This window comes from Kitasatospora sp. NBC_00458 (assembly GCF_036013975.1).
Classification (GTDB): domain Bacteria; phylum Actinomycetota; class Actinomycetes; order Streptomycetales; family Streptomycetaceae; genus Kitasatospora.
Window position 1 is genome coordinate 6,572,701 of record NZ_CP107904.1, and the last position, 14,808, is coordinate 6,587,508.

A 14,808-nucleotide genomic window follows, 5' to 3' on the forward strand; every position below is an offset into this window, starting at 1 on the left:
CTCCGACGGGGGATGCGGAGCGCGTACGCAGTATGTCACGGTCCGACCCGTGCATGGGGAGGTCTTGCATGATTAATCTGAGCTTCTTCTGAGCTTTCCGTCGATCGAAAGGGTGGAGAACTACCCAAAACGGACAGTCAGTTCGACGTCTGTGAAGAATCGGTGGGCATGCGCTCCGCCACATCAGTACCGTGCGTCACATTCGACCCGCCCCCCGCGCCCCCGCCGCCGCTCCCTCCGGGGCCGAGCATCAGCGGAGTGGTGGGCGGCACGTCGAAGGTGGACGGCAGGCCCGGAGCCCGCTCCCGGCCGGCGTTGGCGATCAGCACCGCGAAGTAGGGCAGCAGCACCGCGCCCGCGAGGGCCGCGAACGCCACCCAGCGCTGGACGTCCCACAGCGCCACCGCGAGCAGCACGCAGACCGTCCGCAGCAGCATCGAGGCCACGTAGCGGCGCTGCCGCCCGCGGACGTCCTCGGAGAGGCTGCTGCGGGCCCCCGTGATCCGGTAGACCTCGCCATCACCGGCGCTCTTGCCCATGTCCAACCGCCCTCGTCCGTGCACCCGCGCGCCTCGCCGCGCGGCCTCCTCACGGTACGCCGCGGAGGCACCGGCGACGAGACCGGGGCGGGCCGGACACGCGTTCCTACGGCTGGGAGAGGTACTCCGGAGGCACCGCGTCGGTCAGCCAGACGCCGTTGGCGCTGATCCGGAACTCGTGGCCGGCCGCCGCCATCGAGGCCGCGTCGACCGTCAGCACCACCGGGCGGCCGTGCCGGGCGCCCACCCGGGTGGCCGTCTCCGTGTCGGCGGACAGGTGGACGTCCTGCCGGGCCATCGGCCGCAGGCCCTCGCTGAGGATCGCGCCGAGGCTCCGGGTGGCGGTGCCGTGGAACAGAACCGCCGGGGGCACGGCGGCGGCCAGACCGAGGTCGACCGCCACCGTGTGCCCCTGACTGGCCCGGATCGAGAGGCCGTCCTCCGAGTAGGCGAAGCGGCGCTTGTTGTTGGTCGCCACCACGTGGTCCAGCTCGGGCCTGGTCAGCCGGTTGCCCCTGGCCGCCAGTGCGGCCAGCAGCACGTCGACCCGGACCCAGCCGGCCGCGTCCAGCACCACCCCCACCCGCTCCGGCTCGTGCCGCAGGATGCGGGACAGCATCTTGCTCGTTCTGACCGTGCGCTTCTCGTCCATCTCCGTGATCCTTCCCCCCCGGGCCGCCCTGCTACGAGGCCTGGCTGACCGAACTCATGTTGAAGCCCTCGACCCGTACCGGCGGCATCGCCGTCCGGGTGAACCAGTCGCTCCACTCGCGCGGCAGGCAGCGCTCGGTGCGGCCCACCTCGGTGATCCGGCCGAGCAGCTCCACCGGCGACTCGTTGAACCGGAAGTTGTTCACCGCGCCGACCACCCGGCCGTTCTCCACCAGGTAGACGCCGTCCCGGGTGAGGCCGGTGAGCAGCAGCGTCGCCGGGTCCACCCCCCGGATGTACCAGAGGCAGGTGAGCAGCAGCCCGCGCTCGGTCCGGGCGATCATCTCGTCCAGGGTCGGCGCGGTCTCCTGGTCGGCCGTCTCCAGGACCAGGTTGTCCACCGCAGGGCGCAGCGCCAGCCCGGTCAGGCCGGCCGAGTGGCGGCTGGTGACCAGTCCGGCCAGCTCGCCGCGGCGGATCCACTCGGTCGCGGACAGCGGCAGGCCGTTGTCGAAGACCGAGGACTCGTCCTCGGTGGCGTGCGCCAGCACGAACGGCGCGGCCTCCAGGCCGGGCTCGGCCGGGTCGGAGCGCAGGGTCAGCGGCAGGGCGCTGAGCTCGTCGCCGATCCGGGTGCCGCCGCCGGGCCTGGAGAAGACCGTCCGGCCCTCGAAGGCGTCCCGGCCGCCGGTGGACCAGCTCAGGTACACCATCAGGTCGGCGACGGCGGAGGGCGGCAGCAGCGTCTCGTACCGGCCGGCCGGCAGGTCGATCCGCCGCGCGCCCCAGCCGAGCCGGGTGGTCAGCCCGGCGTGCAGGGCGGTGACGTCCACGTCCGAGAAGTCCCGGGTGGCGGCGCCCGCCCAGGCGGAGCCCGACAGGTCGGCGGTCTTGGCGTTCAGGTCGACCGTGCCGGTCGGCTGGTCGTGGCGCAGCCGCAGGCCGGTGGAGGTGCCCAGGTAGCTGGAGACCAGCTCGTGCCGGGCGAAGCCGTACAGCAGCTCGCCCTGCGCGGCGGCCCGGGCGAAGGCCGCGCCGAGGGCGGGTGCGAACTCCTCGAAGACCGCGATCGAGGTCTCCGCCGGCGGCTCGGTGAAGTCCGGTGACGCCTTCTGCTCGGCGGCCGCGACCAGCGGCCGGGCGTCCTCGGCGGGCCCGGCCGCCCGGGCGGCGTCCTCGGCGGCCCGGACCAGGCCGGCCACGTCGTCCGGCGTGACGGCCTCGCGGGAGACCACGCCGGAGGCGGTGCCCTCGGCACCGGCCACGGTGGCGATCACGGTGAGCCGGCGGCCCCGGGTGACGCCGTTGGTGGTGAGCGCGTTGCCCGCCCAGCGGAGGTTGGCGGTGGACTCCTCGTCGGCGATCACCACGCAGCCGTCGGCGCGGGAGAGGCCGAGCGCCAGCTCGACGAGTTCGTGGGGCTGCATCGCGGTCATCAGTGACCCGCCTCCTGCTGGGTGTTGAGCACGTTGACGTTCCGGAACAGGGCCGAGGGGCAGCCGTGGCTGACCGCCGCGACCTGTCCGGGCTGCGCCTTGCCGCAGTTGAACGCGCCGCCCAGGACGTAGGTCTGCGGTCCGCCGACGGCCGCCATCGAGCCCCAGAAGTCGGTGGTGGTCGCCTGGTAGGCGAAGTCCTTGACCTGGCCGGCGAGTTCGCCGTTCCGGATGGCGTACGCGCGCTGCCCCGTGAACTGGAAGTTGTACCGCTGCATGTCGATCGACCAGGACCGGTCCCCGACGATGTACAGGCCGTTCTCGACGCCCGCGAACAGGCCCTCGGTGGACGGGCCGTCCGCGACCGGCTGCAGGGAGACGTTGGCCATCCGCTGGACCGGGACGTGCGCGGGCGAGTCCGCGAAGGCGCAGCCGTTGGACCGCTCGAAGCCCTTCAGCTTCGCCATGCCGCGGTCGAGCTGGTAGCCGGTCAGGACGCCGTCCTTCACCAGGTCCCAGGACTGCGTGGCGACGCCCTCGTCGTCGTAGCCGATGGTGGAGAGGCCGTGCTCGGCGGTGCGGTCGCCGGTGACGTGCATCAGCTCGGAGCCGTACTGCAGCGAGCCGAGCTTGTCGAAGGTGGCGAAGGAGGTGCCGGCGTACGCGGCCTCGTAGCCGAGCGCGCGGTCCAGCTCGGTGGCGTGGCCGATCGACTCGTGGATGGTCAGCCAGAGGTTGGACGGGTCGATGACCAGGTCGTAGCGGCCCGGCTCGACGCCCGGCGCCTTCATCTTCTCGGCCAGCAGGACCGGCAGGGCGGCCAGTTCGGCGTCCCAGTCCCAGCCGGTGCCGGTCAGGTACTCGAAGCCGCGTCCGACCGGCGGGGCCAGGGTGCGCATCGAGTCGAAGGCGCCGGTGCGCTCGTCCACCGAGGTGGCCTCCACCACCGGGTGCAGGCGGATCCGCTGCTGGGTGGTGACGGTGCCCGCGGTGTCCGCGTAGAACTTGTTCTCCTGGACGGTCAGCAGGGTGGCCAGGACGTGCGAGACGCCGTCGGCGGCCAGCAGCCGGGAGCTCCAGTCGGCGAGCAGCGCCGTCTTCTCGGTGTCCGGCACCTCGAAGGGGTTCACGTCGTACGCGGAGACCCAGGTGGCGTCCGGGTACACCGGCTCGTCGGCCAGCTCGACCCGCTCGGCCGACCCGGCCGCGCGGCTGATCCCGCTGGAGAGCCGGGCCACCGCGACGGCCTGCTCGGCGACGTGCGCGGCCGCCTCCGGGGTGAGGTCGACCCCGGCGGCGAAGCCCCAGGCGCCGTCCAGCAGCACCCGGACGGCGAAGCCGAGCCGGACGCTGTCGGAGGTGCCCGCCGGGCGGGCGTCGCGCAGCCGCCACGAGGCGCTGCGGACCCGCTCCAGGCGGAAGTCGGCGTGCGAGGCGCCGAGTCGGCGGGCACGGTCGAGCGCGGCGTCGGCGAGGGTGCGCAGCGGGTAGCCGAGGAAGAGCGGGTCGACGGCGCGCGGGGCGCCGGAACTGCTGGTCGGGGGCAGCGGAGGCAATCGGGCTCCCTGGTCGGGGGGCGGGAAGGGCGGTGCGGGTACCCCGGGACACAGGGGTACCCGCACGGCATCATTTCCCGTCAAAGTGGTTTCGGCCAGCGCATTTCCCCCGGGACACGCGGTACCGGCCGCGTCACCGACCGTGCCGCCCGCCGCCCGGTCCGAGGCCCGGTCCGGCGTGCGCTACCCGACCGCCTCCCACCAGCCGTCCAGCTCCGGCGGGTTGTCGACGTCCACCCGCTCGCCCGGGCGCGGCACCGCGAGCCGCACGCCCTGCTCCTTCGCCTCGACCAGCAGCCGCTCGATCGGTTCGGCCCACGGGTGCAGGCCCAGGTTGAAGGTGCACCAGTGGACCGGCACCAGCAGGTCCGCGTCCAGCTCGCGGTGGGCGAGGACGGCGTCCTCCGGGGTCATGTGGATGTCCGCCCAGGCCGGGTCGTAGGCGCCGACCTGGACCAGCGCGGCGTCGAACGGGCCGTGCTCGGCGCCGATCCGCCGGTAGCCCTCGAAGTAGCCGGAGTCGCCGGTGTAGAAGACCCGGCGGGTCGGCCCGGCGACCACCCAGGAACCCCAGAGGGTGGTGTTGCGGGTCAGCCCGCGCCCGGAGAAGTGGTGGGCGGCGGTCAGCGTGAGGGTCAGCTCGCCGAGCGTGCAGGTCTCGTCCCAGTCCAGCTCGATGATCCGGTGCTCCGGCACCCCCCAGCGGCGCAGGTGGGCGCCGATGCCGAGCGGCACCGCGAACGGCGCGGACTGGCTGCGGACCAGCCGGCGGACGGTCGCCATGTCCAGGTGGTCGTAGTGGTCGTGGGAGATCAGCACCGCGTCGACCTGCGGCAGCTCCTCCAGCTCCACCGGCACCGGGTGCAGCCGGCGCGGGCCCACCTGGGCGGCGGGGGAGCAGCGCTCGCTCCAGATCGGGTCGAGCAGCACCCTCGACCCCTCGACCTCGACCAGCGCCGAGGCGTGTCCGTACCAGGTGATCGCGACGCCCTCGGCGGCCGGGCCGGCGCCGCCGGCCGGGCGGACGGTCGGCACCGGGCGGCGCGGCGTCCGGCCCTCGCGCTGGAACAGCATCCGGCGCACGGTGTCCCGGTCGACGGACGGCGCGCCGGCCGGCCTGGCCAGCTCGGAGGGCGCGTTGTGGAAGACGCCGTCGCGGTACTGCGGCGAGTTGCGCAGCCGCTCCTCCCGCTCGCCGTCCGGCCGCCGGCCGAACGCGGCCGGAAGGTCGCGCAGCGCCCAGGCCACCGCTCCCGCCCCGGCCGCCAGGGCGGTCAGGGCCAGCAGTCGTCCGCGCCGGTGGGTGCTCCCCGGCTGTGCCTCGCTCATCCGCGCTCTGCCTCCGCTCGTCGCCGGGGCCTTGTCCGGCGTCTGCGGTGCGGCGGCCCCGGCTCGTGCCACACCACGGGGGCAACGGGTTCACCCCGTCGCGGGGTTCCCGGGCCGGGACGCACCGGACACCACAATCCGGCCCGGACCTGCGGGTGGACCGGGCGAAAATGGCATGGCACGGATTGTCGGGTACCGACAGTTCCTTTGGTGAGGCGCTGTGGGAGACCGATTCGCCGCCGTGCCGGGCCGACCGATAGCGTCACACCGCGTACATGATTGCGACGTACGCGGACATCACGACGTACGCACACCACGGAGAGAGGTGGATCGTTGAGCCGCTCGGTTCTCGTCACCGGAGGTAACCGGGGCATCGGCCTCGCGATCGCCCTGGCCTTCGCCGAGGCTGGCGACAAGGTCGCCATCACCAGCCGGTCGGGAGAGGTGCCCGAGCAGCTGGCCAAGTACGACGTGCTCGCGGTCCGCTGCGACATCACCGACACCGCCCAGGTCGACGCGGCGCTGACCGCGGTCGAGGGCGCGCACGGCGCGGTCGAGGTCCTGGTCGCCAACGCCGGGATCACCCACGACACGCTGCTGCTGCGCATGTCGGAGGAGGACTTCACGTCGGTCCTGGACACCAACCTCACCGGCACGTTCCGCGTGGTCAAGCGCGCCTCCCGGCTGATGATGCGCGCCCGCAAGGGCCGCATCGTGCTGATCTCCTCGGTGGTCGGTCTCTCCGGTTCCCCCGGCCAGTCCAACTACGCCGCCTCCAAGGCCGGTCTGGTCGGATTCGCCCGCTCGCTCGCGCGTGAGCTCGGGCCGCGCAACATCACCGTCAACGTGGTCGCCCCCGGCTTCGTGGACACCGACATGACCGCGGTGCTCAGCGACGAGCGCCGCGCGGAGATCGTCGCCGGCGTGCCGCTGGGCCGCTACGCGGCGCCCGCCGAGGTCGCTTCCACCGTGCGGTTCCTCGGTTCGGACGAGGCCGCGTACATCACCGGAGCCGTCATTCCCGTCGACGGCGGATTGGGCATGGGTCACTGACATGAGCGGAATCCTTGAGGGCAAGCGGATCCTGGTCACCGGTGTGCTGATGGAGTCCTCCATCGCGTTCCACACGGCCAGGCTGGCCCAGGAGCAGGGCGCCGAGGTCATCCTCACCGCCTTCCCGCGGCCGAGCCTGACCGAGCGCATCGCCAAGAAGCTGCCGAACCCGGTGAAGGTCCTGGAGCTGGACGTCTCCAGCGAGGAGCAGCTGGCCGGCATCGCCGACCAGGTCCGCGAGCACCTGCCGAGCCTGGACGGCATCGTCCACTCGATCGGCTTCGCCCCGCAGGACGCCCTGGGCGGCAACTTCCTCAACACGCCGTGGGAGTCCGTGGCGACCGCCATGCACGTCTCGGCGTTCTCGCTGAAGTCGCTCACCATGGCGCTGCTGCCGCTGATGCAGGACGGCGGCTCGGTCGTCGGCCTCACCTTCGACGCCCAGTTCGCCTGGCCGAAGTACGACTGGATGGGCCCGGCCAAGGCCGCGCTGGAGGCCACCTCCCGCTACCTGGCCCGCGACCTCGGCCCGCGCGACATCCGCGTCAACCTGGTCTCGGCCGGCCCGATCGGCTCGATGGCCGCCAAGTCCATCCCCGGCTTCGGCGACCTGGCCGCCACCTGGGACAACCGCTCGCCGCTGAAGTGGGACGTCAGCGACCCGGAGCCGGCCGGCCGCGGCGTCGTCGCCCTGCTGTCGGACTGGTTCCCGAAGACCACCGGCGAGATCGTCCACGTGGACGGCGGTCTGCACGCCATCGGCGCCTGACGCACCCGTACGCCGCTGCCCGGCCCCCGCTCACGCGGCGGGGCCGGGCAGCGGCGTCTGCGCGGGGCGGGGCTCACGGCTGGCCGTTCCGCCCGAGGGCGCTCATGGCGTTCGCGTGGCCGGTGGTGTGGCCGGTCCCGAGTTCGGCCGCGACCAGGTTGCCCGCCCTCTCGTCCGCGTGCCCGGCCTCGGCCCAGCCCGCCGCCATGGCCTTGCTCTGGGTCAGGGCGGCGTGGTGGGCGTCGGCGGAGCGGGTGTCGCCCGCGTGCCGGGCGTCCTCCCTGACGTTCTCCGCCCACTCGCCGATGCCGGCGTCGACGATGGCGCCCGCCACGTCCCCGATCTCCGGGACGAAGCCGGTCGCGGTGCCGCCCACCACGGAGGCGAACCCGCCGGTCCGCTCGGCCCACTCCATCCGGTCGTCCTTCTCGTCCAGGACGACGTCCGACCGGATGGCGTCGAAGGCCCCGAGCGCGGTGCCGATCTGCCGGGCGGGGATCTGCCGGTCCTCCGCGTCGTCCCGCGGACCGGGCGGGATCGCCGCCAGCGCCTCGGCGGCCACGGCCCGTTCGGCTCCGTAGAGCGCGGCGTACGCCTCCGGGTCCCCGGAGGCGCCGCGCATCACCCGGACGACGTGGTCGGCGCTCCCGCCGAGCCGGCCGGCGCCGTCCTTCTCCCAGGCGCCGTCGTGCCCGGCGGTCGAGACGTGCTCGCCGAGGATCAGGTGGGTGTCGTGCGCGTAGTCGGACAGCGCGTTCGCCAGCGGTACGCGCAGGTCCCGGTGGACCTCGCTGCCCCTGCCGTCGGCGTCCAGGGCGTCGATCGCGCCCTGCATGACGCGCGCCTGCACCGGGGTGTGCGGGCCGCCGTCGTGACCGGCCCGGCCGGCGGGGTCGCCGGTGGCGGCGGCCTCCAGGGCGGCGGCGAGGCCGGTCCGGTGGGTGCTGGTGTCCCGCATCGGCGGGCCGACCAGGGTGGTGACGTAGCTGGTGGGCCAGGCGCGCTCGCGCAGCAGGTAGCCGAGGCGGTCCTCCGCCCCGGGGCGCTCCGGGTCGAGGAACAGGGCGGCGGCCCCGGGGTTGCGGCCCATCAGCGCGAGCACGCCGTCCACCGGGTCGTGCACCAGGCCCGGGCGCGGGCCGTCGAACTGGTGGAGCGGCCAGGGGCGGTCCCGGCGCTCGGCCGCGAGGACGTCGGTGCCGAGGTCGTCCAGGAACCGGGCGCCGTACTCGGCGCCGCCCTCCCGCAGCAGCGTGGCGAGCACCTGGTAGCCGTGGACGGGCGCCGGGCCCCGCTCGTCGGTGCTCCTGGTGCCCGCCTCCCGGAGGCCGGCGCGGAAGTCCCGGTAGAACCGGGTGCCGGTGTCGCGGGTGGCGGCGGCGACGGTGTCGGCGAGGCCGGTCCGCAACCCGGCGTACGCGTCCTTGTGCCTGCCGCCGCGGTCGTTGATCCGCAGGTCCAGCTCGTCGGCGAGCCGCAGGGTCCCCCCGGCCCCGAGGGCGGCGAGCAGGGTCCGGCCGTACACCGGGCTCCCGGCACCGGACTTCATCAGGTCGCCGAGTTCGGCGAGCTCCTCGGGGGAGAGTGTCCTGCCGTCCTTGAGGCGTGCGGCGAGTTCGGCGGCGCGGCTGCCGTCCGCCTCGTCCCCGCCGCCGAGGGCCTGCCCGTTGAACTCGTTCACGAAGTCGCCGACCCCGGCGGCGCGGCGGAGCCTGAGGGCGGCCCGGCCGTCGGCGGCGGTCGCCTCCTCCAGGTGGGCCCTGATCCGCTGCGCCCACCGGGCCGCCGCCTCGTCGCGCTCGCGCCGGTGGTCCGGCCCGTGGTGGCGGGCGGCCGGGTCCGCCGGGCCGGGGGCCGCGGCCTCGGGCACGACGGTGCCGGTCCCGGTGACCCGCATGCCGTCGGCCCCGGCCTCCGCGACGGTCCGCCTCAGCTTCTGCCGCGCCGCCTCGAAGTCGTTCCTCGCGTCGGCGATGACCGAGGCGACGGCCGCGGCCTCGGTCTGCGCGTCGGCGGCCTGCTGCCGGGTGCGGTCGACGTGCCGGTCGGCGGCGTGGGCGGTGGAGCCCAGCCAGAGGCCGCCGCCGGTGACGGAGAGCACCTCGTTCTCCAGCCGGTGCCGGACGAGCCGGTACCTGTGCGCCATCTCGGCCCAGTCGGCGGCGGCCTTCGCCATGGCGGACGGGTCCGCGTTCATGACGTCCTCGAAGCCGAGCACGCTCACGCCCCGCCCGTGAACGTGGCGGCGATGCCGTGCTCGACGTCCAGGTAGTTGGTGTGGGTCTGCCGCATCATCCCGGCCTCCTGGTTGAGCCGGCCGTTCAGCTGCGACACCTGCTCGTGCCATTCGCGGAGTGCCGCGCGCAGGGCGGCGGCGGTGTCCCACCCGCTGAGCTTCGTCGCGGCCGCCGCGGTCGACTCGTCGGCCGCCCGCCCGGCCGCGGTGCTGTCGTCGGCGATGCCGCCGAGCGCGGTGGCGGCCTTGTCGAGTGCCCGGGGCGACACCTTGGTCGGGGCCCCGCCGGCCGGTCCCGGAACCGGGCCGGGTGTTCCGGGGCCGGTCGCTCCCGGGCGGACGGGGCCGGTTCCGGCCGGTCCCGCGGTGAGCGGTCCGGTGCCGCCGGGGCGTGCGGTGGGCGGCCCCGTTCCGACGGGGCCCGCGCCGGGTGCCGGGTCCGGATCCGCCATCGCCACTCCCTGCCGTGAGCACATCCCGGCCGGGCACCGGCCGTCCTCGAATCGTCACGGGACGTTAGCATGCGGAGGACCGCCCCCCGGCGCGAGCGGGGTGCGGCAACGGCGTTTTGCGCGCGCGGTGTTGACGGTGCGGCAGGGTGTTGACGCTGCGGTGGGTGGGTGGGTGGGTGGTTCGGGGTCGCGGCCCGGTCAGGCCTGCTGGCGGTCGGCGCAGGCGCCGATGGCGCGGCCGGCCTCGTGGGAGGCGCGCTGGGGGTCGCGGGCGCGGATGGCGTCGACGATCTTGTCGTGGCCGAGGTAGCGCTCGGCGATGAGTTCGGGGCCGACGTCGTGGCGCAGGTGGGCGCGGGTGACCTCGCCGAGGTCGGCGTAGACGGCGGCGAGGACGTCGTTGTGGGCGGCGGCGACGACGGCCTGGTGGAAGGCGGCGTCGGCCTGGATGAAGTCCTCGGCGTCGCCGGAGCGCCAGGCGTCCTCGCGGCGGGCCAGGGCGGCGTCGAGGAGGACGAGGTCGCGGTCGGTGCGGCGGGTGGCGGCGAGGCCGGCGGCGGAGGTCTCCAGGGTGACCCGCAGTTCGGCGACCTGGGCCTGGTCGGCGTCGGCGAAGCGGCGGTGCATGACGCCGGCGAGCTCGCTGGTGGCGAGGACGTAGGTGCCGGAGCCCTGGCGGATGTCGAGCAGCCCGTTGTGCGCGAGGGCCCGGACGGCCTCGCGGACCGTGTTCCGCGCCACACCCAACTGGTCGACCAGGGCGGCCTCGGTGGGGATGCGGGAGCCGACGGGCCACTCGCCGGAGGTGATCTGGGCCCGCAACTGGGAGATCACCTGGTCGGACAGCGGGGTGCGCCTCGGCGAGGACAGCGCCACGGGGGACTCCTTGGGGTCGGGTGGGTCGGGCCATCATGCCAACTCAGGGGTGCGCTAATTCATCCCATCATTCTATGATGGCCCGCATGTCGTCCGCAGCAGACACCGCCGCCTCCCCCCGTGCCGGGACCCGACCGCAGGCCGAGCGGTCCGCCCCGCCCCGCCGCAGCCACCTCGGCTGGCTCTTCGCCGTCGCGATCGCCGCCGCCGCCTTCAACCTCCGTCCGGTGGTGACCAGCCTCGGGCCGCTGCTCGACCAGGTCCGGGCCGACCTCGGGATGAACCCGACGGTGGCCGGCCTGCTCACCGCCGTCCCCTCGCTCTGCTTCGCCCTGTTCGGCTTCGCCGCACCCGGACTGGCCCGCCGGTTCGGCCCCGTCGCGGTGGTCACCGCCGGGCTCGGCGCGATCACCGCCGGGGTGCTGGCCCGCTCCTTCGCCGGCGGCACCGCGGTCTTCCTGCTGCTCACCGCGCTGGCGCTGGCCGGCGTCGCGGTCGCCAACGTGCTGATCCCGGTGGTGATCAAGCGCTACTTCCCGGACAGGGTCGGGCCGATGATCGGCCTCTACTCGATGGCGCTGTCGGCCGGCACCGCGCTCGCCGCCGCCGTCACCGTGCCGCTGACCAGCGCGCTCGGCGGTGACTGGCGGTTCGGCCTGGGGGTCTGGGCCGCGCTCGGCGCGGTCGCCCTGCTGCTCTGGCTGCCCGTCCTGGTGTCCCGGCGGCGGGAGGCCGGCGGACAGGCCGCCGCCGGGGCGGCGGTGAAGCTGCCGATCACCCGCAGCCGCACCGCCTGGGCGCTGGCCTGCTTCTTCGGCTGCCAGGCCACCGGCGCGTACGTGGTGATGGGCTGGCTGCCGACGATCTTCCAGGACGCCGGCGTCTCCGAGGGCACCTCGGGCGTGCTGCTGGCGCTGACCATGGTGATCGGCGTGCCGGTCTCCTTCGTCCTGCCGAACCTGGCCGCCCGCCGCGGCGACCAGCGGCTCTTCGTGGTGGTCCTGGCCGCGTTCGGCATCGCCGGGTACTCCGGGCTGGCGCTCTCCCCGTCCGCCGCGCCGTGGGTGTGGGCGGTTTTGGTCGGCCTCTCCAACTGCGCGTTCCCGCTGGTGCTGACCATGATCGGGCTGCGCGCCCGGTCGGCCGGCGGCGTGGCCCAGCTCTCCGCCTTCGCCCAGGGCGTCGGCTACCTGATCTCGATCCCCGGGCCGATCCTGATCGGCCGGCTCTACCAGGCCACCGGCGAGTGGTACCTGCCGCTGGGCTTCCTGGCGCTGCTGCTGGTGCCGCAGATGCTGTTCGGCCTGCGGGCCGCGCGGGCCCGGCACATCGAGGACGAGGCGGTCCTGCCGGCGGTCCCGGCCGGGACCTGAGCGGCCGGGATCCGAGCGGTCGGGGCTCTGAGCGGTCGGGGGCCTGAGCGGCCGGTCCGGGGCTTTCCGTGCCCCGGCCGGCCACGGGCGGGACCCGCCCGGGCGGTCCGGGCCCGCCGCCCGGGTGCGCCGCCCGCGGCCCGTGCGTCCGCCGGCGTGGGGCCGGTGGCGGGCGGACGCGTCCGGGGTGGGAGAATCCGGTCATGCCCGTACTCGACCCGAACCCCACCGACGGCCACAAGAAGCTGGGCCAGCTCGCCGCCGTGATCGGCGGCATCGTCGTGCTCCTGGCGATCGTGGCGATCGTCGCCCGCAACCTGGGCTGACGCCCCGGCCACGTCCGGGTGAACCACGCATGATGGCACTCCCCACCCCTGAGGGTGGCGGCATCCGGCAGCGCCGCGCTCCCGCGCGGCTTTTCTGCCAAGCTTGCTGGGTATGAGCGCCGACACGCCCCGCAGGATCATCGTTCTCCGCCACGCCAAGGCCGACTGGCCGAACGGCGTCGACGACCACGAGCGGCCGCTGGCCGACCGGGGCCGCCACCAGGCCCCCGAGGCCGGACGCTGGCTCGCCGATTCCGGCATCAACCCCGACTACGTGCTCTGCTCCACCGCCCTGCGCACCCGCGAGACGTGGAAGCTCGCCGCCCACGAGCTGCCCAAGCGCTCCCGCAGGACGGTGTACGAGGACCGGGTCTACGAGGCCAGTCCCGGCGAGATCATCGCCGTCCTCCAGGAAACCCCGGAGGACCACGCCGACCTGGTGCTGGTCGGCCACAACCCCGGCGTGCTCGGCCTGACCCAGGTGCTGGCCGGCGACGAGGGCGACCGCGACGCGCTGGAGCGGCTGCGGCTCGGGGGCTTCCCGACGGCCGCCGTCGCGGTGCTCAGCTTCAGCGGCTCCTGGAAGAACGTCGAGCCGGGCGTGGCCGCCCTGGTCTCGTACTACACGCCCCAGGACTGAGCCGACGGATGCAGGAAGGGGCGCGCGGACCATGTCCGCGCGCCCCTTCCTGTTCCTACGCGTACGGGCCGCTGCGCGTACGGCCCCCGTGGCCGCGCGGGCTAGTCGGTCGGCAGGCCGTCCAGGACGTCGGCCGCCTCGACCTCCTCGCGGGTGATCCCGAGCAGGTACAGCACGGTGTCCAGGAACGGCACGTTCACCGCGGTGTCCGCCGCCTCCCGGACCACCGGCTTGGCGTTGAACGCCACGCCCAGCCCGGCCGCGTTCAGCATGTCGAGGTCGTTGGCGCCGTCGCCGATCGCCACCGTCTGGGACAGCGGCACCTTGGCCTGCTCGGCGAACCGGGCCAGCCAGCGGGCCTTCCCCGCCCGGTCGACGATGTCGCCGACCACCCGGCCGGTGAACCTGCCGTCCTCCACCTCCAGGGTGTTGGCCGCCGCGTAGTCCAGCCCCAGCTGCTCCACCAGGTGGTCGGTGACCTGGGTGAACCCGCCGGAGACCACCGCGACCTGGTAGCCCAGTCGCTGGAGCGTCCGGATCAGGGTGCGCGCCCCCGGCGTGAACCGGACCTCCGCGCGCACCTTCTCGGTCACCCCGGCGTCCAGGCCGGCCAGCAGGGCCACCCGGGCGCGCAGCGACTCGGCGAAGTCCAGCTCGCCGCGCATCGCCGCCGCCGTCACCTCGGCGACCTCCTGCTCGCAGCCCGCGTGGGCGGCGAACAGCTCGATCACCTCGTCCTGGATCAGCGTCGAGTCGACGTCCATGACCACCAGCCGCTTGGCCCGCCGCTCCAGCCCGGCCGCCACCACGGCGACGTCCACCCGCTGGGTGGCCGCCTCCTGGGCCAGCTCGGCGCGCAGCCGGTCGGTGGCCACACCCGAGACGGCCAGCTCGACGGCGGTCACCGGGTACTTGGCGAGCCGGAAGACGCGGTCGATGTTGCCGCCGGCGGCGGTGATCCGGGAGGTGAGCGCGGAGACGGCGGCGGCGGTCAGCGGGTGGCCCAGGACGGTGACGTGGGACCGGCCCTCGCGGCGCGGCCGGTTGTCGCCGATGCCGGAGATGATCTCGGCCTGGAGCTTCTGCTCCTCGGCCCAGCGGTGCACGACGGACCGCAGCCCGCCCTCGGCGCCGGGCGCGCCGGGCGGGGTGACCAGGGCGCAGAGCGTTATCCGGCCACGGGTCACCACCTGCTCGATGTCGATGACGTCGACGCCGAACCCGGCCAGGGTGGCGAAGAGGCCGGCGGTGATGCCGGGGCGGTCCTTGCCGAACACCTTGACGAGCAGGGTGCGCTCGTCCTCGGTCCGGGGCTGCGGGGCGGGGAACGGCTCGGCGGCCAAGGGCGATGCGTTCATGGTGCCTCCCACGCTACCCGCCGCCCGAGGGGGCCACGGCACCCGTCCGCGTCGTGGACGCACCGGCGGCGCGGCGCGGACGGGAGCCGCGGCGGGCCGGGCCGGGGGACGGCCGGGGGACGGCCGAGGCCCGGCCGGGGCGGTGCCCCGGTGCGGCCCCGGTGCGCCCCGGGACGCGGTGCGGGCGTGCCGTGGACGCGCCGGGTGGACGTCG

At 74.7% G+C, this 14,808-nt stretch carries 14 protein-coding genes; 5 read left to right on the forward strand and 9 right to left on the reverse strand.

The window, feature by feature from the left end; all coding sequences use genetic code 11:
* Positions 1-137 precede the first annotated feature (137 nt).
* The 5 genes from OG550_RS27520 to OG550_RS27540 all read right to left on the reverse strand — a co-directional run bounded on the left by OG550_RS27520 (position 138) and on the right by OG550_RS27540 (position 5,511).
* Positions 138-539, reverse strand: a complete 402-nt coding sequence (locus OG550_RS27520; protein WP_327681969.1) for a DUF3099 domain-containing protein — start codon at positions 537-539, stop codon at positions 138-140.
* Between the two features lie 106 nt (positions 540-645).
* A complete protein-coding gene (locus tag OG550_RS27525; protein ID WP_327681972.1) occupies positions 646-1,191 on the reverse strand; it encodes an RNA 2'-phosphotransferase in 546 nt (181 codons plus the stop codon).
* 31 nt (positions 1,192-1,222) lie between these two features.
* On the reverse strand, positions 1,223-2,626 hold the full coding sequence (locus OG550_RS27530) for a metallopeptidase TldD-related protein (protein ID WP_327681974.1): 1,404 nt from the start codon (positions 2,624-2,626) through the stop codon (positions 1,223-1,225).
* Positions 2,626-4,173 (reverse strand): TldD/PmbA family protein, encoded by a 1,548-nt coding sequence (locus OG550_RS27535; RefSeq protein ID WP_327684189.1) that lies wholly within the window; start codon positions 4,171-4,173, stop codon positions 2,626-2,628. The genes OG550_RS27530 and OG550_RS27535 overlap by 1 nt, the downstream gene beginning before the upstream one ends.
* A gap of 192 nt (positions 4,174-4,365) precedes the next feature.
* Positions 4,366-5,511, reverse strand: coding sequence for an MBL fold metallo-hydrolase (locus OG550_RS27540; protein ID WP_327681976.1), 1,146 nt, complete (start codon positions 5,509-5,511; stop codon positions 4,366-4,368).
* 333 nt (positions 5,512-5,844) lie between these two features.
* Between OG550_RS27540 and fabG the strand changes: the two genes are divergently transcribed.
* Together fabG and fabI are read left to right on the forward strand one after the other, a co-directional pair.
* Positions 5,845-6,564 (forward strand): 3-oxoacyl-[acyl-carrier-protein] reductase, encoded by a 720-nt coding sequence (gene fabG, locus OG550_RS27545; RefSeq protein WP_327681978.1) that lies wholly within the window; start codon positions 5,845-5,847, stop codon positions 6,562-6,564.
* Position 6,565: 1 nt separating this feature from the next.
* Entirely contained in the window at positions 6,566-7,333 is a 768-nt protein-coding gene (fabI, locus tag OG550_RS27550; protein ID WP_327681979.1) for an enoyl-ACP reductase FabI, read from the forward strand.
* Between the two features lie 73 nt (positions 7,334-7,406).
* Here fabI and OG550_RS27555 read toward each other — a convergent pair whose 3' ends face one another.
* The 3 genes from OG550_RS27555 to OG550_RS27565 all read right to left on the reverse strand — a co-directional run bounded on the left by OG550_RS27555 (position 7,407) and on the right by OG550_RS27565 (position 10,897).
* Positions 7,407-9,557, reverse strand: a complete 2,151-nt coding sequence (locus OG550_RS27555) for a hypothetical protein (RefSeq protein WP_327681981.1) — start codon at positions 9,555-9,557, stop codon at positions 7,407-7,409.
* Complete coding sequence (locus OG550_RS27560; protein ID WP_327681983.1) at positions 9,554-9,838, reverse strand: hypothetical protein; 285 nt, start codon at positions 9,836-9,838, stop codon at positions 9,554-9,556. The genes OG550_RS27555 and OG550_RS27560 overlap by 4 nt, the downstream gene beginning before the upstream one ends.
* Positions 9,839-10,219: 381 nt before the next feature.
* Entirely contained in the window at positions 10,220-10,897 is a 678-nt protein-coding gene (locus OG550_RS27565) for a FadR/GntR family transcriptional regulator (protein WP_327681985.1), read from the reverse strand.
* Positions 10,898-10,983: 86 nt separating this feature from the next.
* Here OG550_RS27565 and OG550_RS27570 point away from each other — a divergent pair, with 86 nt between their 5' ends.
* The 3 genes from OG550_RS27570 (at position 10,984) to OG550_RS27580 (ending at position 13,236) form a co-directional block, all read left to right on the forward strand.
* Entirely contained in the window at positions 10,984-12,270 is a 1,287-nt protein-coding gene (locus tag OG550_RS27570) for a CynX/NimT family MFS transporter (RefSeq protein WP_327681987.1), read from the forward strand.
* Positions 12,271-12,473: 203 nt separating this feature from the next.
* Positions 12,474-12,596: an SGM_5486 family transporter-associated protein gene (locus tag OG550_RS27575; protein ID WP_327681989.1), complete on the forward strand. Its 123-nt coding sequence runs from the start codon at positions 12,474-12,476 to the stop codon at positions 12,594-12,596.
* A 112-nt stretch (positions 12,597-12,708) separates the two neighbouring features.
* The gene (locus OG550_RS27580) at positions 12,709-13,236 is read left to right on the forward strand and encodes a SixA phosphatase family protein (protein WP_327681991.1); all 528 of its coding nucleotides are present in this window, start codon (positions 12,709-12,711) and stop codon (positions 13,234-13,236) included.
* Between the two features lie 101 nt (positions 13,237-13,337).
* On the opposite strand, the gene serB is transcribed toward OG550_RS27580, so the two are convergent.
* Positions 13,338-14,594, reverse strand: a complete 1,257-nt coding sequence (gene serB / locus OG550_RS27585; protein ID WP_327681993.1) for a phosphoserine phosphatase SerB — start codon at positions 14,592-14,594, stop codon at positions 13,338-13,340.
* Positions 14,595-14,808 lie beyond the last annotated feature (214 nt).

What these genes read in the sequence shown, in the direction of transcription:
- OG550_RS27520 (WP_327681969.1), bottom strand. Translation starts at nt 539, where the DNA reads ATGGGCAAGAGCGCCGGTGATGGCGAGGTCTACCGGATCACGGGGGCC.
- OG550_RS27525 (WP_327681972.1), bottom strand. Translation starts at nt 1,191, where the DNA reads ATGGACGAGAAGCGCACGGTCAGAACGAGCAAGATGCTGTCCCGCATC.
- OG550_RS27530 (WP_327681974.1), bottom strand. Translation starts at nt 2,626, where the DNA reads ATGACCGCGATGCAGCCCCACGAACTCGTCGAGCTGGCGCTCGGCCTC.
- OG550_RS27540 (WP_327681976.1), bottom strand. Translation starts at nt 5,511, where the DNA reads ATGAGCGAGGCACAGCCGGGGAGCACCCACCGGCGCGGACGACTGCTG.
- fabI (WP_327681979.1), top strand. Translation starts at nt 6,566, where the DNA reads ATGAGCGGAATCCTTGAGGGCAAGCGGATCCTGGTCACCGGTGTGCTG.
- OG550_RS27570 (WP_327681987.1), top strand. Translation starts at nt 10,984, where the DNA reads ATGTCGTCCGCAGCAGACACCGCCGCCTCCCCCCGTGCCGGGACCCGA.
- OG550_RS27575 (WP_327681989.1), top strand. Translation starts at nt 12,474, where the DNA reads ATGCCCGTACTCGACCCGAACCCCACCGACGGCCACAAGAAGCTGGGC.
- OG550_RS27580 (WP_327681991.1), top strand. Translation starts at nt 12,709, where the DNA reads ATGAGCGCCGACACGCCCCGCAGGATCATCGTTCTCCGCCACGCCAAG.
- serB (WP_327681993.1), bottom strand. Translation starts at nt 14,594, where the DNA reads ATGAACGCATCGCCCTTGGCCGCCGAGCCGTTCCCCGCCCCGCAGCCC.